This window comes from Nostoc sp. ChiVER01, assembly GCF_034531155.1.
In the GTDB taxonomy this organism is placed as follows: domain Bacteria; phylum Cyanobacteriota; class Cyanobacteriia; order Cyanobacteriales; family Nostocaceae; genus Nostoc.
The window spans coordinates 84,119-108,522 of record NZ_JAVRBS010000002.1; the positions used below are offsets into that span (position 1 = coordinate 84,119).

The 24,404-nt window shown below is 40.2% G+C and carries 29 protein-coding genes; 19 read left to right on the plus strand and 10 right to left on the minus strand.

Annotation, left to right across the window (positions count from 1 at the left end):
* Positions 1 to 78 precede the first annotated feature (78 nt).
* The 3 genes from RMY00_RS02645 (at position 79) to RMY00_RS02650 (ending at position 2,090) form a co-directional block, all read left to right on the plus strand.
* Entirely contained in the window at positions 79 to 1,017 is a 939-nt protein-coding gene (locus RMY00_RS02645; protein WP_322646091.1) for a 1-aminocyclopropane-1-carboxylate deaminase/D-cysteine desulfhydrase, read from the plus strand.
* A 108-nt stretch (positions 1,018 to 1,125) separates the two neighbouring features.
* Positions 1,126 to 1,311, plus strand: coding sequence for a DUF262 domain-containing protein (locus tag RMY00_RS36045; RefSeq protein ID WP_416212026.1), 186 nt, complete (start codon positions 1,126 to 1,128; stop codon positions 1,309 to 1,311).
* Between the two features lie 35 nt (positions 1,312 to 1,346).
* Complete coding sequence (locus RMY00_RS02650) at positions 1,347 to 2,090, plus strand: hypothetical protein (RefSeq protein WP_322646092.1); 744 nt, start codon at positions 1,347 to 1,349, stop codon at positions 2,088 to 2,090.
* 110 nt (positions 2,091 to 2,200) lie between these two features.
* Here RMY00_RS02650 and RMY00_RS02655 read toward each other — a convergent pair whose 3' ends face one another.
* Positions 2,201 to 2,461, minus strand: a complete 261-nt coding sequence (locus RMY00_RS02655; RefSeq protein ID WP_322646093.1) for a hypothetical protein — start codon at positions 2,459 to 2,461, stop codon at positions 2,201 to 2,203.
* 431 nt (positions 2,462 to 2,892) lie between these two features.
* Here RMY00_RS02655 and RMY00_RS02660 point away from each other — a divergent pair, with 431 nt between their 5' ends.
* A complete protein-coding gene (locus RMY00_RS02660; RefSeq protein ID WP_322646094.1) occupies positions 2,893 to 5,016 on the plus strand; it encodes a tetratricopeptide repeat protein in 2,124 nt (707 codons plus the stop codon).
* An 80-nt stretch (positions 5,017 to 5,096) separates the two neighbouring features.
* Here the strand turns inward: RMY00_RS02660 and RMY00_RS02665 are convergent, their stop codons facing one another.
* Positions 5,097 to 5,861 (minus strand): hypothetical protein, encoded by a 765-nt coding sequence (locus RMY00_RS02665; RefSeq protein ID WP_322646095.1) that lies wholly within the window; start codon positions 5,859 to 5,861, stop codon positions 5,097 to 5,099.
* 845 nt (positions 5,862 to 6,706) lie between these two features.
* Positions 6,707 to 7,237 (minus strand): pentapeptide repeat-containing protein, encoded by a 531-nt coding sequence (locus RMY00_RS02670; protein ID WP_322646096.1) that lies wholly within the window; start codon positions 7,235 to 7,237, stop codon positions 6,707 to 6,709.
* A 278-nt stretch (positions 7,238 to 7,515) separates the two neighbouring features.
* On the opposite strand from RMY00_RS02670, the gene RMY00_RS02675 reads away from it, so the two are divergent.
* The 4 genes from RMY00_RS02675 (at position 7,516) to RMY00_RS02690 (ending at position 10,594) form a co-directional block, all read left to right on the plus strand.
* Positions 7,516 to 8,406 (plus strand): hypothetical protein, encoded by an 891-nt coding sequence (locus RMY00_RS02675; protein ID WP_322646097.1) that lies wholly within the window; start codon positions 7,516 to 7,518, stop codon positions 8,404 to 8,406.
* A 330-nt stretch (positions 8,407 to 8,736) separates the two neighbouring features.
* The gene (locus tag RMY00_RS02680; RefSeq protein ID WP_322646098.1) at positions 8,737 to 8,946 is read left to right on the plus strand and encodes a hypothetical protein; all 210 of its coding nucleotides are present in this window, start codon (positions 8,737 to 8,739) and stop codon (positions 8,944 to 8,946) included.
* A 354-nt stretch (positions 8,947 to 9,300) separates the two neighbouring features.
* Complete coding sequence (locus RMY00_RS02685; RefSeq protein ID WP_094352238.1) at positions 9,301 to 9,546, plus strand: hypothetical protein; 246 nt, start codon at positions 9,301 to 9,303, stop codon at positions 9,544 to 9,546.
* A gap of 10 nt (positions 9,547 to 9,556) precedes the next feature.
* Positions 9,557 to 10,594: a hypothetical protein gene (locus RMY00_RS02690; RefSeq protein WP_322646099.1), complete on the plus strand. Its 1,038-nt coding sequence runs from the start codon at positions 9,557 to 9,559 to the stop codon at positions 10,592 to 10,594.
* 73 nt (positions 10,595 to 10,667) lie between these two features.
* On the opposite strand, the gene ilvA is transcribed toward RMY00_RS02690, so the two are convergent.
* On the minus strand, positions 10,668 to 12,179 hold the full coding sequence (gene ilvA / locus RMY00_RS02695) for a threonine ammonia-lyase, biosynthetic (RefSeq protein WP_322646100.1): 1,512 nt from the start codon (positions 12,177 to 12,179) through the stop codon (positions 10,668 to 10,670).
* A 306-nt stretch (positions 12,180 to 12,485) separates the two neighbouring features.
* Here ilvA and RMY00_RS02700 point away from each other — a divergent pair, with 306 nt between their 5' ends.
* Entirely contained in the window at positions 12,486 to 13,463 is a 978-nt protein-coding gene (locus tag RMY00_RS02700; RefSeq protein ID WP_322646101.1) for an aldo/keto reductase, read from the plus strand.
* Positions 13,464 to 13,509: 46 nt separating this feature from the next.
* Here RMY00_RS02700 and RMY00_RS02705 read toward each other — a convergent pair whose 3' ends face one another.
* Complete coding sequence (locus RMY00_RS02705) at positions 13,510 to 14,205, minus strand: pentapeptide repeat-containing protein (RefSeq protein ID WP_322646102.1); 696 nt, start codon at positions 14,203 to 14,205, stop codon at positions 13,510 to 13,512.
* 278 nt (positions 14,206 to 14,483) lie between these two features.
* A complete protein-coding gene (locus tag RMY00_RS02710; RefSeq protein WP_109007232.1) occupies positions 14,484 to 14,666 on the minus strand; it encodes a hypothetical protein in 183 nt (60 codons plus the stop codon).
* Positions 14,667 to 14,921: 255 nt separating this feature from the next.
* Between RMY00_RS02710 and RMY00_RS02715 the strand changes: the two genes are divergently transcribed.
* Complete coding sequence (locus RMY00_RS02715; RefSeq protein WP_322646103.1) at positions 14,922 to 15,998, plus strand: WD40 repeat domain-containing protein; 1,077 nt, start codon at positions 14,922 to 14,924, stop codon at positions 15,996 to 15,998.
* Positions 15,999 to 16,036: 38 nt separating this feature from the next.
* Here RMY00_RS02715 and RMY00_RS02720 read toward each other — a convergent pair whose 3' ends face one another.
* Both RMY00_RS02720 and RMY00_RS02725 read right to left on the minus strand, forming a co-directional pair.
* Positions 16,037 to 16,888: an alpha/beta hydrolase gene (locus RMY00_RS02720; RefSeq protein WP_322646104.1), complete on the minus strand. Its 852-nt coding sequence runs from the start codon at positions 16,886 to 16,888 to the stop codon at positions 16,037 to 16,039.
* 181 nt (positions 16,889 to 17,069) lie between these two features.
* Complete coding sequence (locus RMY00_RS02725; protein WP_109007230.1) at positions 17,070 to 17,336, minus strand: Precorrin-3B methylase; 267 nt, start codon at positions 17,334 to 17,336, stop codon at positions 17,070 to 17,072.
* 227 nt (positions 17,337 to 17,563) lie between these two features.
* On the opposite strand from RMY00_RS02725, the gene RMY00_RS02730 reads away from it, so the two are divergent.
* The 3 genes from RMY00_RS02730 to RMY00_RS02740 all read left to right on the plus strand — a co-directional run bounded on the left by RMY00_RS02730 (position 17,564) and on the right by RMY00_RS02740 (position 19,712).
* Positions 17,564 to 18,436, plus strand: coding sequence for an MBL fold metallo-hydrolase (locus tag RMY00_RS02730; protein ID WP_322646105.1), 873 nt, complete (start codon positions 17,564 to 17,566; stop codon positions 18,434 to 18,436).
* Positions 18,437 to 18,935: 499 nt separating this feature from the next.
* Complete coding sequence (locus RMY00_RS02735; RefSeq protein ID WP_012407782.1) at positions 18,936 to 19,115, plus strand: chlorophyll a/b-binding protein; 180 nt, start codon at positions 18,936 to 18,938, stop codon at positions 19,113 to 19,115.
* A gap of 273 nt (positions 19,116 to 19,388) precedes the next feature.
* Positions 19,389 to 19,712, plus strand: a complete 324-nt coding sequence (locus tag RMY00_RS02740) for a hypothetical protein (RefSeq protein WP_322646106.1) — start codon at positions 19,389 to 19,391, stop codon at positions 19,710 to 19,712.
* Positions 19,713 to 20,291: 579 nt separating this feature from the next.
* On the opposite strand, the gene RMY00_RS02745 is transcribed toward RMY00_RS02740, so the two are convergent.
* On the minus strand, positions 20,292 to 20,885 hold the full coding sequence (locus tag RMY00_RS02745) for a hypothetical protein (RefSeq protein WP_322646107.1): 594 nt from the start codon (positions 20,883 to 20,885) through the stop codon (positions 20,292 to 20,294).
* A gap of 99 nt (positions 20,886 to 20,984) precedes the next feature.
* Here RMY00_RS02745 and RMY00_RS02750 point away from each other — a divergent pair, with 99 nt between their 5' ends.
* Together RMY00_RS02750 and RMY00_RS02755 are read left to right on the plus strand one after the other, a co-directional pair.
* Positions 20,985 to 21,107, plus strand: coding sequence for a hypothetical protein (locus tag RMY00_RS02750; RefSeq protein WP_322646108.1), 123 nt, complete (start codon positions 20,985 to 20,987; stop codon positions 21,105 to 21,107).
* A gap of 135 nt (positions 21,108 to 21,242) precedes the next feature.
* Entirely contained in the window at positions 21,243 to 21,509 is a 267-nt protein-coding gene (locus RMY00_RS02755; RefSeq protein ID WP_322646109.1) for a hypothetical protein, read from the plus strand.
* Between the two features lie 193 nt (positions 21,510 to 21,702).
* Here the strand turns inward: RMY00_RS02755 and RMY00_RS02760 are convergent, their stop codons facing one another.
* On the minus strand, positions 21,703 to 21,966 hold the full coding sequence (locus RMY00_RS02760; protein ID WP_322646110.1) for a hypothetical protein: 264 nt from the start codon (positions 21,964 to 21,966) through the stop codon (positions 21,703 to 21,705).
* A gap of 21 nt (positions 21,967 to 21,987) precedes the next feature.
* Here RMY00_RS02760 and RMY00_RS02765 point away from each other — a divergent pair, with 21 nt between their 5' ends.
* From RMY00_RS02765 to RMY00_RS02780, 4 genes are all read left to right on the plus strand, one after another.
* A complete protein-coding gene (locus RMY00_RS02765; protein ID WP_322646111.1) occupies positions 21,988 to 22,113 on the plus strand; it encodes a hypothetical protein in 126 nt (41 codons plus the stop codon).
* An 80-nt stretch (positions 22,114 to 22,193) separates the two neighbouring features.
* On the plus strand, positions 22,194 to 22,322 hold the full coding sequence (locus tag RMY00_RS02770) for a hypothetical protein (RefSeq protein ID WP_322646112.1): 129 nt from the start codon (positions 22,194 to 22,196) through the stop codon (positions 22,320 to 22,322).
* Positions 22,323 to 22,461: 139 nt separating this feature from the next.
* Positions 22,462 to 23,781: a hypothetical protein gene (locus tag RMY00_RS02775; protein ID WP_322646113.1), complete on the plus strand. Its 1,320-nt coding sequence runs from the start codon at positions 22,462 to 22,464 to the stop codon at positions 23,779 to 23,781.
* Positions 23,782 to 23,897: 116 nt separating this feature from the next.
* A complete protein-coding gene (locus RMY00_RS02780) occupies positions 23,898 to 24,167 on the plus strand; it encodes a hypothetical protein (protein WP_322646114.1) in 270 nt (89 codons plus the stop codon).
* Positions 24,168 to 24,404: the final 237 nt, after the last annotated feature.

Consider the following 24,404-nt stretch of genomic DNA (forward strand, 5'->3'; position numbering starts at 1 on the left):
CCATTGAATTTCTCAATGTTTATCATTACTTTTATGTTCAACTGAGAGAATGTAAATTCTAAGTTAGAATCTTGACACATGTCGTTAACCTTTATTGCTCCTCCTCTACAGCAAATCAATAGCGAAATTGCCCGTCATGCTGGTGTTGATCTCTATGTGCTGCGCCTTGATCTTATGCACCCGTGGGTTAACGGCAACAAGTGGTTTAAGCTGAAATACAATCTTTTAGAGGCCAAGGAGAAAAATTTCACGACGCTGCTAACCTTTGGCGGTGCTTATTCCAATCACATCTATGCAACTGCGGCGGCTGGTAGTCTTTTCGGCTTTCGTACCATCGGCGTAATTCGTGGCGAGGAGAGGCTACCGTTGAATCCGACGCTGAGTTTTGCTGTACAACAGGGTATACAGCTTGTGTATCTGAACCGCGAGATGTATCGACAGCGCAACACACCCGAGTTAGAAGAATATCTGCAACAACGTTTCGGCGAGGTGTTTATCATTCCCGAAGGCGGGAGTAATTTAAATGGTGTGCGCGGCTGCACAGAGATAATTACTGATATGATCGCATTTGATCATATATGCGTAGCCTGCGGTACAGCTACCACACTAGCAGGTATTGTGCTTTCGTTGCATAAAGGACAAAGAGCGATCGCTTTTCCCGTTCTAAAAAATGGCGCATTTCTCGCCCAAGAAATCGAAAATCTATTGACAAATTACCTCACTTCTGGTTTACCCGCACCATATAATTCTCCCGCTTCCTGGGAATTGGTATGTGATTATCACTTCGGCGGTTATGCAAAGGTGAACGATGAGTTACTACTGTTCAGCCAACAGTTCACACAGGAACATGGCGTATCCATCGATTACGTATATACCGCCAAAATGTTTTACGGAGTGATGGATTTACTAAAGCAAGGATTTTTTTGTAAAGGCGATCGTTTGTTGCTGGTACACACAGGCGGCTTACAGGGTAACGTTGGTATGGAAGAAAGATTGCAAAGAGTTTCTAAAATCTGAGTTGCCACTTAATTAAATATCAGTTAGCCTTGTATGGAATTTTACTAAAAGCAGTGAAATTCACATACCAATCTTGATATTTACTCGAACTTAGGTAAGGTTAACTCAATGTTTACATCTACTGAACGCATTAAACCGGATTCTCAGAGTATTGCTCTCTATTTGGAAAGTCTTCTATCAAACAAGTATCAAATTCCAACCTTTCAAAGAGATGTTGTCTGGGAGAAAGAGAATGTAAAAAAACTTTGGGATAGTATTTATAAGTTTTATCCTTATGGTCTAATTTTAAAATAGCCGTTGCTAAAACTTTTGATTTCTTTGATAATATTTTGCATATTAAAGGTGGAAGATTAATCCCTTACAGATATTTATACCTGACTATTACAGCATATTTTTATCGAAATGATAAACCAGATTATAGTTTTTTAAATAAATATTTTTGGTATTATAGTTTTCATAATGCAGATTTACTAACAAACACTACTCACCTCTGGGAACATATATACTTTGTTAATCAACAAAAGGCTAATAGTACTTACTCATTTAATAAATTTGATATTGATAAAAATTCGATAAGAAAATCTTTCTACAGTTATAGAGGTCGCTTATCCAGAGCAATACTATCACTTTATGCAAACCACAAGCCGCAAGATTGGGCAAAACCTCATAGAGATATTTTGTCTGATGTTTATTATTTGTTAACAGATAAGCCTAACTTACACCATATATTTCCAGTTAACTTTATTAAGCAAAGTGGCATTGCTAGCCAAATAGAATGTGACAGCTTGATGAATATTGCCTATCTATCTCAAATAACTAATTTGAAAATTAGCGATAAAAATCCATTAGATTATCTTAAAGAATATGATGATCCTGGTTTGGAGACAGTGCTACGCTCTCATCTTATACCAACGATGATTCTTAAATGGTCAAGAGCCGATGCACTTCCTGAAAATGCCCTAACAATTTTTATTGAAGAAAGGATAAACCTCTTATTAGAGGCTTTGAGGCTGAAGTTAGAAGGGATTGAATTTAATGTTTTTGATATGGGCGATCGCACAAACAATACATAATATCCCTAAATAAAAAATAACATATAGCGTTCCGCAATTGGGAACGCTATATTTTGATAAATTCTATTACGATAATATGACTTTAAATTGAAAATTGCTAATTCTTAAAATTAGGCATGGAGATTTGCTTGTTCTTGCAACCAAGGATCTACAGGTTGCCCATCTTTGCGGCGTAATTCAATTTCTACCACCATCACTTCTTTGGAACCAGGAGGCGCGGGTTTTTTATGGAAAAGGATGTCATAATCTTCTGGATTGTGTTTGTGTTCTTTCAACCATTCCTGTACCTTGGTTGTGGCAAAAAATGATTGCCCTTGCTCAAACATTCGAGTAATCTGCAATTGCAGTGTGTAAGGATTTATCCGACCCATTTTCTACCGCCTTTGTTAAGTTAATTGTAGGACAAGTAATCTGCTTACCCTAGATAATCATAATGTTAGTGCGAAGTACGCACATCTGACACTTTGCATAGTGCTATCTGTAGAAACAAAATCCGAACTTCGTTCGATGAATGCTCTCAGAAAGCGCCGAATTTGCTGCAATCTGTCTTCCGTAAGTTGATAAATTATTGTTTGTGGTGCTTTGTTTTCACCTAGTAATGTTATAATGATATCTCTAAAAAATGTTAAAAACTTGACTGCGCTCCACGACTGAAGTTGTACGTACAGTAAGGGCGAACAGGTTAGTTAAGGATTGTTCAGCATTTTCCACTCCCTCTACAACATTTTACTACTTAATTCTGTTATAGATTGGAGAGAGGCACGCCGCTTCAAAAACTGACCAACAGACTGAGATGGTTGTTATGAAGAGCAAAAATCAAGCTGTTTTCGCTTTAATTGTAAAAAGCACTATTGTCTTTTTACCCTTACTGCTGTCCCCTGAAATTGCCAGTGGACAATCTGCACCATCACCTTCGCCAGCACTAACTTCTGTTTTGATGTTATCGAATCAGGAACGGGAAGAATTAGCGCGACTAAGGGCGGAAAAACGAATTCAACAGCAAATCCAATCTGATTTTAATAGCGCTTTTAGCCGGACAACTATTTTACTCAATGTCTGGCTAGTTATATTAAGTCTATTTCCAGTCGCAATTATTGCTTTATTTTGGCTCCTGCGACGGGTGGTAATTCGTGAAATTGTTGATAGAGCTATGCAACAATTACAGGGAATAGAAAAATTGCAAAATCAGCTAGCCACCGTTAAAGAAGAGGCTGAAAATCTTATTCAAGAAGCTAAAAAAATAAATTATGAATTAGAAGAGGAAACTACTAGTTTACAAGAGCAGATTAAAAACGAACAAAAAAAATATTTATCTAACCTTACATCTGAACTAGATTTAGCTAAAGCACAGGTATTAAGTCGATTAGAAACTGAACTTAAAAAATCTCAAGAAAATATACAAACTTTAGAGTCAGAATTTGCTTCTGGGCTATCTAAGTTAGAGTTAGATGCTCAACAACAAAGAGATATAGCGCTAGATAATCTAGAAAAAGTAGCATCTGTCATCGTAGAAGAACTGTCTAATTTAAAGTTAGGTGTGCAACAACAGCAAGAAATAACCTTTGCTGATTTAGAAGCATCAAGCTCTGAGTTGACATCTCAACTTTCTGGATGGCAATCTGATGCTCAAAAGCAAAAGGATATAGCTATTGAGACTTTAACAAAATTGCAGTCAGAATTCGCGGAAGAATTATCTAAATTACAGGGAAATGCTCAACAACAAAAAGATATCACACTTGAAAATTTAGTAATATTAGATAAAGAATTGAAATTTCAATTATCTGAATTACAGGCAGATGCTCAACAACAAAAGAACAAAATTATTGATAATTTAGCAGCATTGCAGTCAGAATTTACAGAAGAATTATCTAAATTACAAGTAGATGCTCAAAAACGTAAAGAGTTAATCATTGAAAATTTAGAAAAATCTGGTTCTGAGTTTACTTCGCAATTCTCAGATTTACAATGGAATGCTCAACAACAAAAGATTCTCATTTTGGAGAAGTTAGAAAGATTAGAAACAGAGTTTGTCTCTCAACTCTCTGAGTTACAATTGGATGCCCAAGAAAGAAAGAATCTTATCCTTCAGGAATTAACTGAAATTACACCTGAATCTATTCTAGAGGCGGTGAATTCTGAAGTTGACGTTGAGATTAAAGCTGCATCCATCCCAGAGGTTATAAATTCTGAAGTTGAGGAAGAAATACAAGAACAGCTACAACAACCAGAATTTACTGCTGATGAGTATGTAAAACAAGGAGATGAGCTATTTTCCCAAAGGCGCTATGAAGATGCGATCGCAGCTTACAACCAAGCGATTAAAATCCAAGCTGATGAACCTGTGGCTTGGTTAAAACGAGGTCTAACTCTAGGGAGGTTGAAACGCTACAAAGATGCGATCGCATCATACGATAGAGCTATTGCGATTCAACCAGATTATCATCAAGCCTGGTGCGATCGCGGCGTTGCTTTTGGGAACTTACAACAGCATCAGCAAGCCTTTGACTCATTTGACAAAGCTACACAAATTAAATCTGATGATGCAATTGCTTGGTTGAATCGCGGTCTTTCCTTAGTAGCATTAGAACAATACGAAGAGGCAATAGTATCTTTTGAAAAAGCCCTAGAATTGCAACCTAATTCTCCCAAAATCTGGGATAAACACGGTTATACCTTGGTAAGATTGGGACGCGATGATGAAGCGATCGCTAGTTTTAACAAAGCTTTAGAAATTAACTCAGATTATGCCAGTGCCTATTACAACAAAGCAGCCTGTTACGCACTACAAAGACAAGTTGACCGATCTCTGTTAACTCTACAACAAGCAATTGAACTTAATCCCAGGTATAAAGAAGACGCAGTAACTGACCTAGATTTCGATGATATTGCCGATGATGAGCGCTTTAAAGAGTTAGTTGAACAATAAAAATCTAAAAAGTATTGGGCATTAGACATTAGTCAATCCACTCTTGCTCCCCCTGCTCCTCTTCCCCCACTCCCCACTCCCTACTCCCCACTCCCCCTAATGGGCCGATTCTGTTCCCCAGACATCGCTTTGAGTTTAGATGTAAAAGATTCAGAGCGATCGCTTTTTTCTGGAGTAAATTGCCCAATTGGGGCATGAATGGGAGCAGGTGGGAGCAGTTTTGGCTGTCGTTGATGAGGAATTGGTGATGGTGAAGGCGGTGGACTTTCTTGTGAAGCTTGCCTTTGGCTGATAGCAGACGATAACTGAAACGCTGTTGAAGAAACAGATTTTCCCGAAACGGGAGACTTCAGGACAGTTTTATTGTCCTTAGCTTCCTCCTTCGTTTCTTCCTCATCTACAGATGTTTTTTGTTCGGAACTTTTCAGTTGTAGAGTTGCAGTATTGCTGTGTTGATAGCCGTTACGAGTCTTAGCAGGTGGTAATTGAGGACTCGTGACTTTCTCTACAGTGGGGTTTTTCTTCGCTGGCGGTAGGGCTGGCGCAGGCGATGAAGTTAAACTTTGGGGAAATTTGCTACAAATCATCCGTTCAAATTCCATGTTGAAATGATATGTAGCCTGATCCCGGCGCTGCCAAAATACTAAAATTTGCTGCACGGAAACAGCTTTATAACGACCTTGATATAGTGCCTCAATCACTGCCAGGTGTAACCAATTGAGCGGGTATTGCGTTTGCCAACGCTCAACTAGCTCATTGGCAGTATAGCCACTGAGATCGAAACTATAGTTAATTAACAAGGCGATCGCTAAGTTGGCAGAGGTGTCTGGAAGTGTTGTTAACATGGGGCTATTAGCTTTAGGCAATAGGTCTAAGATTTGTCACCCATCGCATATTAACTTAACGTGCTTTTAACTACATGGTTTTTTTCCCAAGAGTACAAGCCGATAAGCAGTGTTTCCTATTTTACTTGTCAACTTCCAGAATGCAACCCTACATAGACTGATTTAATCGCAGATTCTTGCCCAATGGCTACTAATGCCTGATAAACCATTGCTGCAACTTCGGCGCGTATTGCCGAATGTGAAGATGCAAGCAGATTGGAATCTGGATAATTGACAAATGTCTCCTATTCTAATTTAGAGGCAACAGCTTTTCCGGCATAGTCGAAAATGCTATGAAAATCGTTATAAACTTCTAAAATATCGCTATAAGCCCAAAAATTCTTGGGTAGGTCTGTAAAATCAGGTACTGAGATTTTGGGAAATGGGTTAAAAGCGAGCAATCGCCACCAGAGTTACATCCTAGACGCGAATCAGCTCCTTCTCTAAAAGTCGCTACGCAAGCTGGAAAGTCAAAAACAACACATTCACTGATTCAAAATTAAGAATCCCTTGAAGAAGAATTCAGAAGTCAGAATTCAGCAGTCAGAATTAATCAGTTGGGGATTCAGACCGGCGCAGGAATTGAAGACCTCCAAATCGGAGATTTGGAGGGGGTTTTAGACCCGTTTATTCATCCGCTAAATCGATTCAGAATTCATACTGAATTCTGGCTCCTGACTTCTGAATTCTGTTTGATAAATTTAGGGCTACTGTATCCCTTTTTAAAATACATGAATGCGTAAATTAGAGCTTCGCGTAGCGTCTCATAGAGAAACAGTGGTCATGGGTTTATCTGGCTAGTAGTGTCATACATTCTCATCCAAGATTGTTCCTTCTATATTGGCTCCATCCAAATTTGCTCCGCTTAAATTTGTCTGGTTCAAATCTGCTTGATTGAGATTTGCCTGGGATAAGTCGGCTACAGTTAAGTCTGCACCACTTAAATCGGCTCCATCTAAATTCGCCGCAATCAAACTTGCTTGCTGTAAATCTGCTTCACTCAAGTTAGTATCAATCAGTTTAGCAACCGTCAAATCAGCCTGACTCAAATTGGCTCCATCCAAAATAGCTCCATCTAAAATAGCTCCATCCAAAATAGCTCCGCTTAAGTTGCTACTACTGAGGTCAGCATTGCTCAAATTTGCCCCATTTAAGTCTGCCTCAATCAAACTGGCTTGGGCTAAATTAGCGTGACTTAGATTAGCTCCATCTAAAATTGCTTTATCCAAAATTATGCCATTGAGATTGGCTTCCCTTAAGTTTGCCTCGCTCAAGTTGATACCAGTAAAGTCTCTGACACCTGCGGCATAGTTTTTCAGGAGTTGATCTGCTTTCATATCTGTCGCTGTGTTAAGGAACGTTTAATTGAAGCTATCCAGCTTACTCAGAGAGCAGTAAATCCTCAGCCCGCGCCACGGAGGATTGGTGTAGTGAATCAAACCGAAGTCAATATCAAATTACCTTTGTCTAGATTAGCTATCCTCAATTACTGGCGCTACTACCTAGAGTTATGATTTTTTTTCATACTTAAGAGGGATGTTGAGGGATTTAAAAACTTAAGCATTAATGTAAAGCGATCGCTATACTCAATTGTGGTGTTCATCTAGCAAAGGTTATGGCAAAACCAATTCGTATTCTTTTGCAGACTACGATTCCTACGACTGAAGATGACTGGAGCATTTTTCGTTTCTCGATGTTACAAGATTACTTAGCATCGATTAAAGACGAAACAGGAAACTCCTTATTTGAAGTTACAGGACGCGATTACGAATCAGATGCAGTAGGTAGTGACCCAGTTTTAAGTAGTCTCGACAAGTCAGATTTTGATGAACTTTGGCTATTTGGATTAGAGGTGGATAAGGGTTTAACCGAAAAAGACATTGCCGGAATTAATGCTTTTCGGCAACGCGGTGGCGGTATTTTGACGACACGCGATCATCAGGATATGGGTTGTTCGATGTGTGGTTTAGTTGACATTGGTGATATCCACTATTTCAACACCAAAAATCCCGATCCCGATGAATCTCGCTGGAGCCGAGATGACTCATACACAACTTATATCTCCTGGCCCAACTATCATTCTGGAGCTAATGGTGATTATCAAAAAATTACCATTGTTGAACCCATTCACGAACTGTTAAAAAACCCTAATTCCCCATCGGGAAGTATCGAATTTTTCCCCGCACACCCCCACGAAGGCGGTATTGGCGCACCTTCCGGCAATGCCAATGCGCGAGTAATTGCTTTGGGTAAAAGTTTAGTTACAGATCGTAAATTCAATTTAGTTGTAGCGATCGAGCATCATCAAGATGAACAGGGTAATATACTAGGACGAGCAGTAGCTAACTCCAGCTTTCATCATTTAGTAGATTACAACTGGGATATTAACAAAGGCTGTCCCACTTTTGTAGATGAGCCACCAGGAAATGGTATGAAAAAAGAGCCACGCGCCTTAGAAGATATAAAAACCTATGTGCGTAACGTCGCTTTATGGTTAGCAAATTAATTTGAATTGAGCCATTCTCCCCTAAAGATTAATAGGGGAGTATCCATTTGCAACTTAAATTTGGCAATGCCAATGCATCAACTAACAATACCAATGCGCCCCCTTGCATTAAAAACGCTACGAATTAATGCAAAACTTCATCCTGTATCTAGCTTTTCTGTCCTTTATAAGGCTACCGTGTACATACAAGTCTGAAATAGCTGATTAAACAACAAAGTTTTATCTTACCCTAACCCTCTTTGAGCAATTGGCTACGGTGTACACACAAATTCAAGTAAAGTAATAAGAGAAGGAGTTGTACAGCAATGCTTATCTACTCTTGTTGCTACGTTGGAACGCAAAACTCGACTGCAACAAAATGCCTATCCTCCTCAAACCCAAGCTTTGGCTACTTGGATTATGCAAGGGCTTGGTGGTTGGTCTGGTTACAAGTCTCAGAAACCTTTTGGTATTACTACTTTGGTTCGCAGTCTTGAGCAATTTAAGTCTACCTTTTTTGGGTGGAAACTCGCTCTAGGTCTACTTGTGTGTACACCGTAGCTACCATAAAGGAGAACAATAATTTTATCATAGTTAATTAGACACACTGTCAATAAATTGATTTAAAAACAGTGGAAGTGAATAATCCCGCACTTCTCATTCCCAATTTCTTTGATAATGGCAATGAAAATTGCTTGCACCTAAAAAATGGTAGTGGTGTTTGCTCATCACCAATTATATGCTGAGAGGATAGTTAATAGCTAACTATCAAGTTCCTCATCTGCACTTTATGGTAGGTGTCAAATTCAATGAATTGAATAAAACTTCTACATAAACACACACTGATGCAGCTTGATTTGCTTGAATAGCTATATTGATAGGACATTGATACGAGAGCAATTCACAATCCTGATTATGGCAAGTAAATTCATTGATGTTAGAGAATATACTGTCAGGGCGCACAAAAGACAGATTCATACTCGTGTTTTTCAGTTTGTCTGTAAAGAATGTAACGATCTGACAAAGCGCGAGACTTTCGGGCCTCGACCCTTATATTGTGAGAGATGTCGCCCTCCCCAAGCGCCCAAGAAATCCCAACCAGCATCTCACAAAGCAAAACCCAGAGCAATGTCTTACAAAAGTGACATCGATTTAAATTAATTGAAGCCTTATGACTCAAAATGGACAATTAGAACCACCACCAGGTACTTTTCTCTCACCATTGTTAGAATTACGAGACTATTATGCTCGCCTCACAGAAGAGTATGAACGCCTCTTTGTGCAGGCGCGAAAGCAGCTGGATCATGTAGAAGCGTTATTGTCTAACTGGTCTTTTTCTGATAGCAGCAAGCAGATATCAAGTCTGACGGCGGCTGATGAAACCTCAGATGTTTCCCAAGAAGGCTCTTTGCGGTTTTTATCACCTCTTGACGACATCGACGAAGTTAACTTGGTGGAGTCTGTACAGTCAGAACTTGCAGACAAAGACTTAGTTGAGATCGATAATTCCTTTTCTGCTGTTGATACAAAAGAGAGTCAACCTTCAACGACATCGCCAGATCAAAATATCGCCCTAGAGAACAACGATAGTTCAATGAAGGTGGCCGAAATCCCTATGCTACCCCGGTATAATCACGCTGTTTCCCGAATGGAAGCCATAAAACAGCTATTACAAGAGCAGATAGGTACTGTGTGTCATATCGATTTTATCGTGCGATCGCTTTATGGAGAGTTAGATTCCAATCTATTCAAAGTAGTTAAAGGTAGGGTTCAATCTTCCCTCACCCAAGGTAGGGAAAGGAATTACTGGGTAACTATTCCTGATGAGCCAGGTTGTTATACTCTGGATCTCAGTTTGGTAGCTCCAAGTAAGCGCAATGGTACTTCTAGGAGCATCAAAAGCAAAAACAAGAAGCCTTTTGTACCTCCGACAAAAGCAGTACCGATGCTCACAGCCTTTGAGGGTCAATTCTTAATTGATGCCCTCACCTCTCTGTTTGAAGAAAATCCAGGTAAAGTTTTCAGCGTTGCTGAAGTCATCGCTGGAATTTATGGAGAACTAGATTCTCAGCAACTTCGAGAGGTCAAAAATAAGGTGCTGAATGAATTATCTAGAGGCTATCGAACAGGCAGATTCTCTAGGGTTCCTAACCAAATTGGCTTCTATACTTGGGACTCCAATATGATACTGGAGGGTAGTTCTCGTTAGATTGGGGATTGGGGATTGGGCATGCATGACTATATAGTTCTTCTCCCCCTGCCCCCTGCCTCTTCCCCACTCCCTATCCCAAAAACAGCTTGTATGCCGGATTCTTATTCTCATCCCAATAGCGATAGCCCAGGTTGTCGAGAAAAGCTTGCCACTCTCCCATCTCGTGCGGGGGAACCTGGATACCAACAACGATTCGACCGTAGTCTGACCCGTTGTTGCGGTAGTGAAAAAGACTAATATTCCAGTCGGGACTCATGGAAGTAACAAACTTCATCAATGCGCCAGGACGTTCGGGAAACTCAAAACGGTAGAGCAATTCATTATGAGCTAAGGGAGAATGCCCACCTACCATGTGCCGCAGATGTAATTTAGTTAGTTCGTCGTCTGTTAAATCTAGAGTTTCAAATCCTTGAGCTTCAAAGTTTTCTACCATCTTTGCAGCATCAGCACGATTTTGAATTTGCACACCGACAAAAATATGGGCTGTTTTTTCATCAGCAATCCGATAATTAAACTCGGTAAGATTACGATTGCCAATACATTCACAAAACTGGCGAATACTTCCCCGTTCCTCTGGAATCGTGACTGCAAAGATGGCTTCGCGGCGTTCGCCCAACTCTGCCCGTTCTGCAACAAAGCGGAGGCGATCAAAATTCATATTTGCACCACAGGCTACAGCAATTAAGGTTTGTCCCTCAATTTGCTCTCGTTCTGCGTAGGCTTTGGCAGCTGCGATCGCTAATGCACCGGCTGGTTCTAAAATTGATCGTGTATCCTCAAACACGTCTTTAATCGCAGCACAAGTATCATCTGTATCTACCAAAATAATTTCATCTACATACTGCTGACACAAACGGAAGGTTTCTTCACCTACTTCTCGCACCGCCACACCATCAGCAAATAACCCTACTTGAGACAAGCGCACGCGATGTCCGGCTTTTAGCGATTGAGACATCGCATCAGCATCTACTGGCTCAACGCCAATAATCTTGATTTCGGGACGCAAGCGTTTTACATAAGCCCCAATCCCAGAAATTAATCCGCCCCCTCCAATTGCGACAAAAATTGCATGGATGGGTTGCTGATATTGTCGTAAAATTTCCATCCCAATTGTTCCCTGTCCAGCAATTACATGAGGATCATCAAAAGGATGAATAAACGTCAAACCTTTTTCTATTTCTAATTCACGGGCATAGCTATAAGCATCGTCGTAGGTGTTTCCATGTAAGACAACTGCTCCGCCCCTCATTCTAACCGCGTCCACCTTGACTTGGGGTGTAGTTACTGGCATAACGATAATCGCTTTGGTTCCTAAGCGACTGGCTGCAAGGGCGACACCCTGAGCATGGTTGCCCGCAGAGGCGGCAATTACACCCTGCGCTAATATATCTGGTGGCAGTTGCACCATTTTGTTATAAGCACCCCGTAGTTTAAAAGAAAATACTGACTGCATATCCTCACGTTTCAACAGCAGTTGATTATTCAGCCGCGCAGACAAGTTTGGGGCATACTCCAATGGTGTTTCCTGGGCAACATCGTACACACGGGCAGTCAGGATTTGGATGAGGTAGTCGCAAAACATGGGCGTCAAGGTGTTAGCAAATGCCGGATGGAAACTAATTTTACGTTACAAGCGATCGCACTGGTTTTATTTAATTGCACTCTCTCAAATTGAGTGAATAAAATTTACAAATTACTACTGTTGCTACGTCCACCGTTAACATTAACGAGTCTTCTCCCAAGGAGAGACGCAATCATGCGATAGCGCAGCGTTAGCGAGTCATAGAGCGTCACGAGCGTCAGCCTCTTGTAGAGTTTGCATCACAAAATTTTTCGGTCTACTGACTATATGCCTGATAATTAATAAGGCAATCTACAGAGAGCAAAGATGCAGACTCTCCAAATCACACTCCCAAGTATGGGCTGCGGGACTTGGGCCTGGGGCAACCAATTGCTTTGGGGATATGACGAAAGTATGGATGACCAGTTGCAAGCGGTGTTTAACCTTTGTGTAAGCAACGGTGTGACTTTATTTGATACAGGTGATTCTTACGGAACTGGGAGATTGAATGGTCGCAGTGAACTACTTTTAGGACGATTCAGCCAAGAATATGTAGGTTTAGGCAAAGAAAATATTTGTATTGCGACTAAGCTTGCTGCTTACCCGTGGAGATGGACACGTAAATCAATGGTAAGGGCTTGTAAATCATCTGCCCAACGTCTGGGAAGAAACGTAGATTTGGTACAGATGCACTGGTCTACAGCGAATTATGCTCCTTGGCAAGAGGAAGGGCTGTTAGATGGTCTTGCCGATGTGTATGAGCAAGGACTAGTTAAAGGAGTGGGACTATCCAATTATGGGCCTAAACGGCTTAAGCAAGTGCAGAAAAAGTTTGCTGAACGAGGCGTTTCTATTAGTACTTTGCAAGTTCAATACTCTTTGTTGTCTACATATCCTGTCACCCAACTAAAGCTCAAAGACCTTTGTGATGAGTTGGGAATAAAACTTATTGCCTACAGCCCTCTGGCTTTGGGGCTATTGACTGGGAAATATTCTGAGCAAGGCCCTTTGCCCAAAGGTATCCGAGGTCTGCTATTTAGGCAGATATTACCAGGAATGCGATCGCTTTTGGCATGTTTACAAGAGGTGGCACAGTCGAGAAACAAAACCATGTCTCAGGTAGCAATTAATTGGTGCATCTGTAAAGGAACCATCCCTATCCCTGGAGCAAAGAGCGTGGCACAGGCAAAAGAAAATATTGGTGCATTGGGTTGGCAATTAGACGCCAGTGAGATTGCTGAGTTGGATAGGGCAGCAGCAAATGCAGACAAAAAAATGGTACAAAATATCTTTCAAACTAAGTAAAATTTCAAGGTTGCTAAATTTGAATATGAATCATTATTATCGTTAGTTACTGTCTAGCAAAAGCCAAGTCACTTTCAATTAACTTAGCACCTGTGAGGTTAGCCCCACTCAAATTGCATAAGTGAAAATTTGCGCCTCTGAGGTCAGCTAGCAATAGATTAGCTCCTGTTAAATCTGCATTAGTAAGGTTAACTTCACTTAAGTTAGCACTACTTAAATTAGTCCCTTTGATATCTGCTAATTGCAGGTCTGCCCCTTTTAGGTTTGCCCTCATTAAGTATGCCTTACTCAAGTCGGCTGCACTTAAATTAGCTTCACTTAGGTCTGCTGCTGTTAAATCAGCTTTACTTAGATTGGCTTGACTTAGGTTTGCCCAACTCAACTTTGCATAACTTAGATTAATTTCATTCAGTTTCGCTGATGCAAGTACTGCACACCTCAAATTAGCATTAATAAAATTTCTTTCTCCCATTGCATAACGACGTAAAATTTCATCAGATGCTACTCTATCTAAAACAGCTTTTGATGCGCCTTGATAACACCATGCTGCTTCTAAAAGTTTGGTAACAGTATTAACAGCTACCTCATCACATTTGGCTACTATCACACCATTGCAGCCATCCCACTGACCGTTAAGCATAAAGGCAATTTCACTAGCAGCAGCAATTGAGTCAAATAGTAAAATAGATTCTTTATGTCCTTTTAACCAGCTATTCCAACCAATCGGGATAATATTTTTCATTTCTATAAATTTTGGCGCGTTGAGTGACGATTACGGCTCTAACTTCAAGATATTTATAAATGCTTACTCTATCTCTGCCTTAAATTATTTATTCAGAGTTAGTTCTACCAGACACACGTACAAAAAACTGGGCTTCATTTTTTAAGATTTCTCTATTATGCGCTAGCTAGTGACAGAACGCTGTACAAAGACTTACAACACTGATGCAGCCCATCTACAGCGCCCAGTCACTAAGGAATTACAACCGGATTAGGTCTAAACTCTGCAAGAACTAAGTTCTAAGCAGCTGAGTCTGAGCGTTCTATTTGCTGGCGAATGGTTTCAATAGAAGCATTAATGCCAGCCAATCTGGACTCTAAATCATCTCGCATCCAAATCAAGAATTTTAATTTCCGCTCTAAGCCAGCTTTGCGCGAAATGGGTTCGCTTCCATAACAGGCATTACCCCAAAAAGGAAACATAGTTTACCTCTGTATTTAGCTTTTGTAACAGCGCGATATATTGCACTACTACACTACATTATGACTAATCACAATCAGACTGGTGTGTGTAGCAACCGACCTAAATTTGACGTGCTTAACGAACTTTGCTAAAAGTTATCTATTCAACTGGCATTTACCATACTGCCATCTATCAAATGTGGTGAGGATGCAATGGCGTAGTCATCACATGCCATCAAATGGGAACCCTATTATATAATTGCGTTCCTCACTGTCATGAAATTATTAAATTTTCTCAAATCCAAACTAGCTATTACAGCCTTAGCGATCGCAGTCAGCATTACTGTGATTGTCATTGATGTACATTCTTCCGGTTCAAATACCCCTATTATCAAGAGTAGAATTACTCAGCCTCAAATACATATTCAACTTATTCATACACTAACTGGACATAAAAAAGCGATTTTTGGTGTTCCAGCAATTGCCATTAGCTCCGATGGGCAAACCCTGATTAGTGGAGGTAGAGATGATACAATTAAAACCTGGAATCTACGTACTGGAAAATTGCTGCGTAGTTTAGACGCTCACTCAGATGGTGTTACATCAATTGCTATTAGTCCAGATGGCAAGCTGATTGTAAGTGGTGGGATAACTACCCCAACAATGAAGGTTTGGGATTTACACACTCAATTAATGCTTAACATCGGAAGTGAACATACCCAGCCAGTAGAAACCGTTGCTATTAGTTCAGATGGTAGATTGATTGCTAGTGGCAGTGACGATCGCACAATCAAACTTTGGGATTTACACACGCTTAAACTGCTTGATACAATTGCTGCACACTCAGGCTTTGTGAGTAAGGTTGCAATTAGCCCTGATATGCAAACCCTTGTAAGTGCTGGGGGTGGCGGCGATGACAATACAATTAGGCTCATTAATCTGCAAACTAAAAAAACACGCCATATTCTCAAAGGACACAAAACCGGAATTGATGCTATTGCCATTACTCCAGATAGCAAAAAGCTCGTCACTGGGAGTTTTGGTCAACTAGTTTCTCGAAATCGTGCAATTAGCACTCTGAAGTTATGGAATCTTCAAACTGGAAAATTGCTGCATGAGTTTCCTGACAATTTTAGTTCAGTTGAATCTCTTACCATCAGCCCCGATGGAAAAATTTTGATCTGCGGTAATTTTGATGGCAGTATTAAACTGTGGAGTTTACAGACTTTGAAACTCTTGCACACCTTTCAAGATAGTTCCAGTTCCGTTTTAGCGCTTGCTCTTAGCCCAGATGGTAAAACCCTCGCTAGTAGCAATGAGGATGGCACTATCCATATTTGGCAAATTAACTAACTGCATTAGTTATAATTTACATTAGGCGTAAATGGTATTTAAGGCAGAATAGTATGATGAGATAATTTCTGATTTGCCTTTACAATGTTAGTAAATTTTTGCAAAGTTTTTTGATACTTTTCTTCAGCTATCCAGAATAAATTATTATGATTTGCCTCCTCAACCCATAAAGAAAGTTTTGGAGATATTGCAGCATTGAATAATTTTTCTCCATGAGCAAAAGGAATAATCTCATCTGCTTTTCCATGAATCACCAATATTGGACATTTTACTTTTTTTATCTTCTCCAAGTTGGAAAATTTGTCAAAAGGTAAAATCCGAAAAGGTACTATTACTTGGAAAGCGGAAATAAACGAACTTTCAATAATTAAACCAGCTACTGGTTTCTGCATTGCTAAGTTTACCGCAGAACCACCGCCAACCGAACGCCCCAAAACTATAATTCTTTCAGGTGGTATTTTTAGATTTTGCGTCAAATAATTATAAGCGCTATTGATATCTTCATAAGCGTGACTTTCTGTCGGCTTTCCTTGACTCGTACCATAACCACGGTAATCATAAGCAAAGACACTAAAACCCCAGTCATGTAATTTTTCTAGGATCTGTTTGATATCTCCTAAATCTTCAGAATTACCATGAGAATAAAGAATGGTATAATTAGCTTTATTGTTTAATAAATATGTAGCTGAAATATTCGTATTTTCCCCACTTTTTAACTTAATAATTCTTGGATTATCCTCATAGGTAGAAGGTTGAGACAGAAAAATCATGCTATCTGCCCGAAAATATACATATCCGCTAAAAAAAATATAAATAAATATTAAAGATTTAAGCAATCGTAGCCAAGTCAAATCACCAATTAGCAATTTTATAAGTTGCTGTTTTTCCATTAAATTTTATTTCTTGGGTAAAAATATTTTGCTCTACAGCAAATCAAAAGGTTTTTGTATTTGCTGTAGTTGTGATGCACTGAATATCATACTTGTACCAATTCGCAATTAAGAAACTTAGATGTAGTAAGACTTTTGTGATTTGTATCTGTTGGCTCCTTTTGGAGAATTGGTATTAATACTATTTTGATTTTCGTGCCGATTTGGGCGGTGTTCGGTGTGCACCAAAATACTTCTCACTGCGATAGCGCAGCCATACCCGCAACACTTGCGGAATCTGCTCTTTTTGTTCTTTGCTCAGTGTATTGTAAAGGAAGATTGCGCGATCGCGCTCCCCTCTACAGGCAGCGTTATTGTGAGCATCCCAATAGCTGCGGGCTACCCGAATCCGCCGACAGACTTCCTTAATTAGCGCTTCTCCTGTGAGTGGAGCGTCCTGGTTTGCCATACTCAGATGTGATAAATTTCTAATGCGATCGTAGCGAGTCAGACTCATTCTCGCAATTACAACCTAAACAAGTAAAACTCACAAATCGTCACTATACTTTAGACACAGACTGCAAAAGTAACTCAGCAATTAAATCCTGTAAAGACATATATTTCTTCACTCCTAAGTATGGTGATTATTCATATTGTTTCGTCTTTAAAAGAGATTGATGCTCGGTAGAATGATTTATGCGTATTCATCATCTTAATTGCGGTTGTATGTGCCCGATTGGTGGGGCACTATTCGACGGTTTTAGTCGTGGGCTAACAGCCTGTCTTGTCTGTCACTGTTTGCTTATTGAGACAAATCAGGGACTCGTTCTCATAGATACAGGCTTTGGTCAGCGCGATGTCAAAGCGCCATTATCAAGACTCAGCCCTTTCTTTATGAATTTGAATCGTATCAAGTTTGAAGAAAAATACACGGCGGTTGCAGCTATTGAGCAGCTTGGCTTGAACCCGCGCGATGTCCGCCATATAGTGCTTACTCACCTCGATTTTGATCATGCAGGCGGGTTGGAAGATTTTCCTGAAGCAACCGTGCATGTAATGCTCAGTGAGATTGAAGCAGCCAGAGAACGGCAAGGCTTTGTCTCATCTCGACGTTACCGCCCTGGTCAGTGGGACGAAGTGAAAAATTGGAAGTATTATTCGCTTGGTGGTGAACCTTGGTTCGGCTTTGAGGCAGTACGTAACCTCGAAGGACTACCGCCCGAAATTCTCCTGATACCGCTCGTCGGTCACACACGGGGTCATGCAGGTATCGCTATTGATACATCCGAAGGTTGGCTCTTACATGCAGGCGATGCTTATTTTTACCGACACGAAATCGGCTCTCCTAAACGAGTTTGCACACCTGGTCTACGTGCCTACCAGTCGTTCATGGAGGTAGACCGCAAGGCTCGACTTTCTAATCAAGATAAGTTACGTGCGTTATCGCTCGACCACAGTAGTGATGTGCGCCTCTTTTGTAGCCATGATGCGATCGAGTTCAAAACCTTCGCTGACCAAGATAATTCGCAATTGCAGAAAGACAATTTGCGCTCAACAGCTTCTAATTAGCTCAAAAACTCAATGCATCTCAACGGAATTATGGGGTTTTTAAGGTTCTGCTGAGATGCGTCGATGAGTTTTAATTCAAAGTAAAATATCTTGCTTAAGCTTGTCAAGCTTTTAATACCTATAGGACTTACGCAAAAATTGCTAAAAAGCTTAATTTCTCGAACCGCCATCGCGCTTCGCGTCTCGCAGAGAAGACGCCAAGAGCGCCGAGAATTCGTAGAGTGTGCGTAAGTCCTAACCTACTCAAGTGGATTTCAATAAGCATTAAGAGCAAGAAACAGCAGAATTTGTGCTATGGGCGATGCCTGTTATGGGTTACGCCTACGCAAAATTTCAGAAAGCATTTTTACTCTACAACGTGAATCGAAATGAAAAAATGTTGAGCAGATTTTCTTCAGATTTTCTTTATTCACTCAATGTTGCATTTTTTTTAACATCTGTTACATTACTTTACAGACAGTTATAACTGCTACAACACTTGAATTTTGGAGTTTTACTGATGACAGGTTTTAAGAATCCTGCGCCTATTGTTTCAGAAGATCCTAATGCTGTGCGTTTTGGCTTCACTCCTCAGAGTGAAAACTGGAACGGTCGTCTTGCAATGATTGGTTTTTTATCTGCGATTTTAATTGAAGCTTTTTCTGGTCAAGGCTTACTCCATTTCTGGGGCATCCTCTAAATTGATGCTAGGAGGGTAGCACACCCGTGCTACCCTTAGCTGGAAGTTTACGCAAGTCATTCGTTTCTAAGGAACTTCACAGAAAATAAATTATCCAATTTACTCAGATAATATTTTTCTTTTTCCCCTGCTCCCTGCTGCCTACACCGCGATAGGTTGGAAGTCCCTAACCTATGGTATTTGTTGGAATTGGTGCAAAATATTAGATTTTTCCGGTTGAGTCAAAATATAAGTGAATAATTACTTTACATTGAATATGTATAGCTAAAACTCATGGATATACCCCAACGCGTATCAGTCCGCTACAAAGACGCGTCCTTCAACAGTAATGAAATCCGTTTGAGAACTTTTCGGCTTGGGTTACAAATATGGGAAGAACAAACTAAACCCAGAAAAACAGAGCTTTATCAGTTTATATCGTCTTGTTTGAAACAAGTTGACCGCCAAGATCGTTTTATGTTTTCTTTGTTGTTCATAGAATTAACAGACCTCATACGCAATTCATCGTTGGAAAGGGCAACGAAAGAGGTTTTGATTAAAACAGCTTTTAGAGAGTTTGCTTGTGCAATAACAGACTTTGAAGACGCTGGCAAGTAAGGTTGGTTATGAGGGTGCTGGTATTGCGTAAGCGTAGCCTAATCCAGGCATCGTCCTGAAGTCAGCTAATACCATTTCACTAAAATCCTGATACAAATTCTTTCCCCTCTGCTCCCCTGCTCCTCTGCTCCCCTGCTTGCCTAAATGTATCAACCTTAAAGTGAAACGGTATAACCTATAGGATATTTATAAGCAAGCAGCTTTCGCATCAGATTAGTTTTTTCGCTGAATGCGCGGATGGGTAGGTGTTCGGTAAGGAGTGATGCCAAAAATGGCTAAATTGCCCTATATGCAAGAACTTGAGAGCGTAAGCATTTCTAAACCATTCTAGGAAACCATGTTTTGCACAATAATATTTTGATAAGTAATCCACAATCGTATCGGCGGTAGATGTTAAGACTCAGTATTTTCCTCTTTACGAAACACTAAATGAACGTTTGAAAAAATGAGAACTGTTCTCAAACTAAAAAACCCGGTCGTCGTGACTGGGATTTGAATGATGCGATCGCTTCCCTATTTTCAAGCGAGGATGATGAGCGATCGCATTAATAACGCTATATATTAAGTTAACTTATCATCTTATCTAGCAGTGACAAGCTGACCTGTAAAGAAGAATGACCCTCCATTTTGTCCATTACCCTGTAGTGGATTCCCTTGTAGATTATTAAACAGACGAAGCTCAATTGTCCCTTCTACTGTTTGAGTTATCGGATTAAAAGTAGCTCTATAATCATTTCTTGCAATACCGCTACCACCCTTGTTTGAGAGACTAAAGTTGAGTGCCCTACCTGTAATCGCCTTCTTCCCATTACACGCCCAAGTACCCTGAGAAGCGGTAAAGGGATCAAACTGACCCGTAACACCACCTTGGTTTGAGTCACTACTAATCAAGTTCCCTTCTTCAGTAAGAGTGATAAGCGCGCGTGAAGCAAACTTTCCTGCTTTGTCTTTAATTGTCGTGAGGTATGTACCAGCGACAAATTTACTGCAAACTTTCAGTTCAGGATTGCTATTAATTAAAGACAGTTCAGGATTGCTATTAATTAAAGACAGTTCAGGATTGCTATTAATTAAAGAGTCAGCTTTCACTTTTTGAATGTTGCAAATATCCAAAATGCTCGCTGTGGAAAGTACACCAATTGTTAATCCAAGCAAAGTTTTACAAATTTTCATGATAAACAGTAGTAAAGAATTTATGAAACTCTACTTAGAATATACAGAAACAAGAAATATTTTTGGTAAATTTTGGTTAATGCTTAATTAAAAAAGGCAATGTCTGCGACGGGCTATGACGCTCGTACCTCGCTAACGCTACGCTATCGGCGTCGCGTGTCTTGGTCAATGAGCGTAGTTTACCGGCTGCAAGCATCGCTCTATTACCAAAAACCCAGTTAAGATAACTGGGCTTTGGATGGCGTTATATTCCCCAAAGGCTATTTATAGAAGTTTTTATCTAATAGCGATTTCTGGAATTGGAATTTGACGCCGTGTATTTACCTCACGAACAAACCAATTTTATAATCTACCTCTATGAAATCTTCCACCCCAGAAATAATTCGGGCTATAACTCCCATGTTTATGGCAACTATTGGAGCTGTTATTGGTGTTGCTGTTTTAGTCTCGCCAAAAATCACTGATGCCAAATGGTCTGCTGGGCTTGGACTGGCTGGAACGGCGATCGCTGGTGCTGCTGGTCTTGCTCAGAGTAGCAAAAATGAGCCTGACTTTTCAGTGAGGAAGCAAGGAGAGAACTTGCAAGTTCAAACCCCAGGCTCTGAGCCAACTGACAGAAACTAAGTTTGTCCAATGAATGAGAGTTTGGAATGCAACGAGATTTATATTGCAATTACCTAAAATTCCTATTAACGTCAGTTCGGGTTAAGGACTCAAATTTGATTACTTGGACGAAATAATAAGGCTTTCACCCTGTCAAAACTAACGACATAATCAAGGTTTCAGTTTATCCCAAACTCAGGTTATACAAGACCAACTAAGATACTTTCGGTTGTTGCCATAGAATGAGTTTCAATTCAGAGCAGTAGCAACCCCCACTACTAATTTCTCCTTCGTGGTCAGCTAGCCAATCATAAATTAGTGCAGCTTTTGCTAATGCCACTTTTTCTGATCGATAAAGCCGAGGAGTAGGGCAGTAGGCTTGACCATTGATGTGTATAGCTGCAATTTGCCAATAATCGCTCTCTGGTACAATTTCTAAAAACCCGTTACTGTAAGGCTGGATTATTCCTATATTCATCTACAACCATCAAACTTTAAAATGAAGACCATAACAAAGTCGATACCAGCCAATTCTTCAAAGTCAAAGCTGGAATCACCAGGAAATGCAGTAGCAACTCCTGCTAATGATTGTCGGTTCGTAGTCAATGAAAATCTGAATGATTAGTCACTTTTTGGCTTGATTACGTTATTGTAAGCAAGAATGGCAAGATAAATCGGCACAAACTGGGCTAAACTACTAAAAAATTGAGTCTAAAGCCTCATCCTAAAGAATTTAAGCGAGTCAAAATTGCTATTGCAGCGATCGCAATCTCCAACTCCTGCTTTTACCGTGATGCGATCGCAAAAATGGGGAAATCACAGTTCGCCGTATAGCTGGCGACACCAAACGAAGGATTTTGAAACCTAAACTTTTAAACTTTCAGTTACCCGGAGTGACTCAAGTGTGGTTACACTACCGACATAGTAATAACTGTTGGTGGAATACCGAGCGATGTATAGAAATGCTAAAAGATTGACTGCTATTTTTCTGTTGGTTTTTCTGTTGATTGTTACTATCAACTTTGCAGTAATTGCTCAAGATAGTTCAGATGGCCCTTCTGTAAATTTTGCGCCTCAGCTATGTTCAGTGCCTGCTGGACTGAAAACTCAACAAGTCATTGCCGACGATGATCGTAACCAAGTCAAAATGGGCGATCGCATTAGGATAAAAGTTGAAGGATTATCAGCAGCGACCAGAAAAGCAACGGTTAATGCAACCAATTCATTTGATCCTCGACAATTAGTGTTGTACCTGGATGGCTATGAGCTAGAGGATGTCCACGGAGAACCAGTCATCGTCAATGTTTCGGGTAAAGATCAAAAGACAGTTCTTGAGGATGATTGGTTAGCCTTTCGACTTGAACGCACCGACTCGTCTCAAGCTGCATGGAATGCGCTTCTTGGTAGAGGAAGCAAATACAGTATTAAAGTGATAGCAGGAGTAGGCTGTCCCAAAAAGATTGCAATTCCGGTGAGCGATCGCTTTCCACCTCCTCAATTAACAATAGTTCTGTTTTCGTGGCGATTTTGGCTGTGTCTACTTCTACTTATAGCTGTTGTATTAATGTTCATTAGGTATTGCCGAAACACTCTTCGTAGCTCTGGAATAGAAGGGGTTTACTCTGAAATAGAGGTGATTGGTGGACAGGAACGATTGACCACAGAAAAGGTTGATCTTAAAAAGGTTGCTCTTAAAAACGAATATCGTCAAAGTCGAATTGCTCAATTTTTTCTTGGCAGAAAAAAACTGAATAGAAATCCGTTCAGTTTATCGATCTCTCAACTTGCTTTTTGGACATTTATAATTTTTGGTTCTTACCTGATTATCTATGGCATAACAGGAGACTATACGAATATTTTGACTCAACAATCACTAATATTATTGGGAATCAATTCTGTAACTACCGTTGGTACTTCGTTAATTGATGGGCAGGGGAATGAGAAGAATAAAAAAGGTAGTCAACGCGTTTCTGAAGGTTTTTTCTACGATATATTATCGGACATTAATGGAGTCAACTTTCATCGCTTCCAAACATTTATTTGGACACTTGCGCTCGGACTATTTTTTGTTTGGGAAGTCTTTAAAAATCTGGCAATGCCGGAATTCGATGACACACTTCTTACACTACAAGGAATTAGTGCCGCAACATATCTTGGGCTTAGAGGGCAAGAGCAGCATGGTATGATTAAAGAGCCAGAATCTACATCCATAGAAGATAATTCTTCTGCACAACCGCTTCCACCAGAACAAGCTAATCCACCACAGAACGATTCATCGATTCCTGCTCCCTAACTTCTAGACGTTGAATTTTTGGTTGCCTACCTGCACTATCTTGTTATCCCTTTCTTTATGAAGCTGCGCCAAATCTCTTAATTTATTATTTCTTGGCGTACTTGGCGCTCTCGTGTTTGCGTCTACGTTCTTTATTTCTTGCACTATCCGCGCATCTTCATACAGAATTGGTATCAGATTTTAATAGCCGAGTTGAATCATCCAGTAGAGTAATTGCAGAAGCGATCGCACTTTACGAAAATCTCCTCGAACAGCAGGAAAAAGCTCACAACGAAACCCTGGAACAACGTGAGGCTGAAAAGATGTGGATTTACCAAAAGCGCCAAGAACTTGAGCAGGTACAGAATGGGCTAGAAGTCATTCTCAGTAAATGCGCCATTGTTTAATCGCCTTGCTTACAGACTTATCTTTGCTTATCGCACTTGCAAAATCGTGTATTAGTCTATGGTAATAGGACAGTAGTATTTGAGTAAATGATGCTTATAGCTGTTTTTAGTTGAGTAGGTTGGCATACTCATTTGTTATTTCGGCATACTCATTTGTTATTTCGGCATACTCATTTGTTATTTCGGCGTACCCATTTGTTATTTCGGCGTACCCATTTGTTATTTCGGCATGCTCAT

Excerpts from the sequence above, each read along its gene's own strand:
- RMY00_RS02720 (WP_322646104.1), bottom strand. The coding sequence starts at position 16,888 with ATGGAAAAACAGCAACTTATAAAATTGCTAATTGGTGATTTGACTTGG.
- RMY00_RS02730 (WP_322646105.1), top strand. The coding sequence starts at position 17,564 with ATGCGTATTCATCATCTTAATTGCGGTTGTATGTGCCCGATTGGTGGG.
- RMY00_RS02685 (WP_094352238.1), top strand. The coding sequence starts at position 9,301 with ATGGCAAGTAAATTCATTGATGTTAGAGAATATACTGTCAGGGCGCAC.
- RMY00_RS02675 (WP_322646097.1), top strand. The coding sequence starts at position 7,516 with ATGGCAAAACCAATTCGTATTCTTTTGCAGACTACGATTCCTACGACT.
- ilvA (WP_322646100.1), bottom strand. The coding sequence starts at position 12,179 with ATGTTTTGCGACTACCTCATCCAAATCCTGACTGCCCGTGTGTACGAT.
- RMY00_RS02755 (WP_322646109.1), top strand. The coding sequence starts at position 21,243 with ATGAAATCTTCCACCCCAGAAATAATTCGGGCTATAACTCCCATGTTT.
- RMY00_RS02745 (WP_322646107.1), bottom strand. The coding sequence starts at position 20,885 with ATGAAAATTTGTAAAACTTTGCTTGGATTAACAATTGGTGTACTTTCC.
- RMY00_RS02750 (WP_322646108.1), top strand. The coding sequence starts at position 20,985 with ATGTCTGCGACGGGCTATGACGCTCGTACCTCGCTAACGCTACGCTAT.
- RMY00_RS02645 (WP_322646091.1), top strand. The coding sequence starts at position 79 with ATGTCGTTAACCTTTATTGCTCCTCCTCTACAGCAAATCAATAGCGAA.
- RMY00_RS02660 (WP_322646094.1), top strand. The coding sequence starts at position 2,893 with ATGAAGAGCAAAAATCAAGCTGTTTTCGCTTTAATTGTAAAAAGCACT.
- RMY00_RS02655 (WP_322646093.1), bottom strand. The coding sequence starts at position 2,461 with ATGGGTCGGATAAATCCTTACACACTGCAATTGCAGATTACTCGAATG.
- RMY00_RS02700 (WP_322646101.1), top strand. The coding sequence starts at position 12,486 with ATGCAGACTCTCCAAATCACACTCCCAAGTATGGGCTGCGGGACTTGG.
- RMY00_RS02690 (WP_322646099.1), top strand. The coding sequence starts at position 9,557 with ATGACTCAAAATGGACAATTAGAACCACCACCAGGTACTTTTCTCTCA.
- RMY00_RS02705 (WP_322646102.1), bottom strand. The coding sequence starts at position 14,205 with ATGAAAAATATTATCCCGATTGGTTGGAATAGCTGGTTAAAAGGACAT.
- RMY00_RS02725 (WP_109007230.1), bottom strand. The coding sequence starts at position 17,336 with ATGGCAAACCAGGACGCTCCACTCACAGGAGAAGCGCTAATTAAGGAA.
- RMY00_RS02740 (WP_322646106.1), top strand. The coding sequence starts at position 19,389 with ATGGATATACCCCAACGCGTATCAGTCCGCTACAAAGACGCGTCCTTC.
- RMY00_RS02765 (WP_322646111.1), top strand. The coding sequence starts at position 21,988 with ATGAAGACCATAACAAAGTCGATACCAGCCAATTCTTCAAAGTCAAAG.
- RMY00_RS02715 (WP_322646103.1), top strand. The coding sequence starts at position 14,922 with ATGAAATTATTAAATTTTCTCAAATCCAAACTAGCTATTACAGCCTTA.
- RMY00_RS02665 (WP_322646095.1), bottom strand. The coding sequence starts at position 5,861 with ATGTTAACAACACTTCCAGACACCTCTGCCAACTTAGCGATCGCCTTG.
- RMY00_RS36045 (WP_416212026.1), top strand. The coding sequence starts at position 1,126 with ATGTTTACATCTACTGAACGCATTAAACCGGATTCTCAGAGTATTGCT.
- RMY00_RS02735 (WP_012407782.1), top strand. The coding sequence starts at position 18,936 with ATGACAGGTTTTAAGAATCCTGCGCCTATTGTTTCAGAAGATCCTAAT.
- RMY00_RS02760 (WP_322646110.1), bottom strand. The coding sequence starts at position 21,966 with ATGAATATAGGAATAATCCAGCCTTACAGTAACGGGTTTTTAGAAATT.
- RMY00_RS02710 (WP_109007232.1), bottom strand. The coding sequence starts at position 14,666 with ATGTTTCCTTTTTGGGGTAATGCCTGTTATGGAAGCGAACCCATTTCG.
- RMY00_RS02670 (WP_322646096.1), bottom strand. The coding sequence starts at position 7,237 with ATGAAAGCAGATCAACTCCTGAAAAACTATGCCGCAGGTGTCAGAGAC.